Below are 2,063 nucleotides of genomic sequence, written 5' to 3' on the forward strand. Positions count from 1 at the left end.
GCGATCACCGACGCGGACGACCCCACGGCCGCCGCGCGCGAACTCCGCGCGGAACTGGACTGAACCGTCGCCGACACGCGGGCCGGCGGGCGACACCGGGCCGGCGGGTCCCCGGTCAGTCGGTGAGCTCCTTGGTCAGCGTCCTGCGCAACACCTGACGGGGCTTGGCGTCGAGGTCATCCCCACCTCGTCGTCGTCGCCCCCTCCGACCCCAGGAGTCCGGCGCCAGACCGGGTAGCAGCGTGAGGACCCTCCCCAGGCCCCCGGCCGGCCACTCGACGTGGGCGTGCTCGACCTTGACGGTGGCGCGGCGGCCGCGCATCACCAGGGTCATGACCCCGTTGTGGAACCAGATCCCGTCGGTGACCTCCCACCTGACACGTGGCTCCCGGACGCCCACGGCCTCGGCGAGCCGACGGGTCAGCGCGGGCGCGGGAGACCGCACCGAGATCCGGTTGACCATCCGGATCGACTTCTGTAGAGAATTGCGGAACGGGGACATGACCAGCTGGTGCACCCGCGTCGGCGACCCGGTCACCCGCGGCGCGGTGAGCTCGACCTCCTCGAGGTAGGAGCAGTGGACGTCGCCGCCCAGCATGAGGATCGAGGCGGGAGCGCGCCCGTGATCCCCGGCCGCCACCTCGGTGAGCAACCCGATCAGGTCGTCGAAACTGTTGCGGAAGGCCGCCCAGTGCTCGAGGTCCACCGTCAGCCGCACCCATTCGCCGATCCGGGCGCTCAGCGGCTTCTCCGGTCGGTCGCGGCTCACCGCCTCGTTCCACCCCTCGAGATGATGCAGCGCCGGCAGCATGAACGCGGGCAGGGACGACGCGATCACCAGGTGGTCGACCTCGGCCCCGAGGCAGGCCTCCCGCGCCCACTCCCACTCCTGCGGGTCCATCACGCGCCGGTCGGCGGGGTCCAGCCGGCGGGAGGCCCGCACGTCGAGCATCACCACCCGCACCCGCCCGAAGTCGCGACTGAAGCTCCACCGCGCGGTGCCCCGGTCGGCGTCGGCGGACAGGGCGAACTCGTCGAGGATCCGTTCGCGTTCGGCATCGGACCGGGCACCCCGGACCGCCCGGTACACCTCGTCCTGCTCCAGCTCCCGCGGCGCGAGATTGCCCAGGTGCTGGTAGACGAAGTAACTGGCGAACGCCCCCCTCACGCGGTCGCGCCACCACGGCTGGGCCGTCATCTCGCGGCGCCAGGCGTGGGAGGAGTTCCAGTCGTCGCGCAGGTCGTGGTCGTCGAGGATCATGCAGCTCGGCACGGTGGACAGCAACCAGCGCACGTCCGGGTCGCGCCACGACTCGTGGTACAGCCAGGAGTACTCCTCGAAGTCGCAGATCTCCCCGGACACGTCCCGGTCCCCACCGTCACCGGCGGAGTCGCGCACCGACCGGGGCCCCTCCCCGGCCCGACGGCGCGCCGCCAGCCGCTCGGTGATCTCCCGGCTGGGGATGTCGGCGTACACCTGGTCGCCGAGCAACAGCATGGCGTCGGGCCAGTCGTCGTGCGCCGTGTGGGCCATCTGATGCGCGAGCGCCACCAGGGCATCGGCCCCGATCCGGCGCAGCGCCACCGGGGTCTGGCTCTCCCCCCGACGACAGGACCCGAAGGACAGGCGGACCGTGTCGTCGGCGCGCGGGGTGCGGATGACGCTGGGGCGATCCGGCTCCAGTGGCCAGGCGGGAACACCGTCGAGCGCCACCTCGTAGGGCGTCTCCACGCCCGGCTCGAGATCACGAAGGTGCAGCACCGCGAAGTGGTGCCCGTGGACACCCCACGACTGTTCGGAGGCCTCGCCGTCGCCGGCGCGGATCGTCACCGTGCACGGCGCGGACACCTCGACCCACACCGTCGCGTCCGTGCTGTCGACGTACCGGAGCATGGGGCCGACCAGGATCTCGGGCGGCGTGGGGGGCTGACTCATTGCACCAGTGTGCACGCGGGCCGGGGGGTGCCGGGCGCGATGGGTGCGGCAGGGGTCGTCAGGGGCAGTCAGGGGCAGTCAGGGATCGCCGGAGCTAGGGCGTGTCTCCCAATCGGCGTAGCCAGGT

Annotated in this window: 1 protein-coding gene; it reads right to left on the reverse strand. The window is 72.2% G+C overall.

Annotation, left to right across the window (positions count from 1 at the left end; translation table 11 throughout):
* Nucleotides 1-115: 115 nt before the first annotated feature.
* On the reverse strand, nucleotides 116-1,936 hold the full coding sequence (locus G6018_RS13925) for an alkaline phosphatase D family protein (protein ID WP_182639928.1): 1,821 nt from the start codon (nucleotides 1,934-1,936) through the stop codon (nucleotides 116-118).
* Between the last annotated feature and the right edge of the window lie 127 nt (nucleotides 1,937-2,063).

Origin of the sequence: Dietzia sp. DQ11-44 (assembly GCF_014145205.1) — a bacterium.
Classification (GTDB): Bacteria; Actinomycetota; Actinomycetes; order Mycobacteriales; family Mycobacteriaceae; genus Dietzia; species Dietzia natronolimnaea.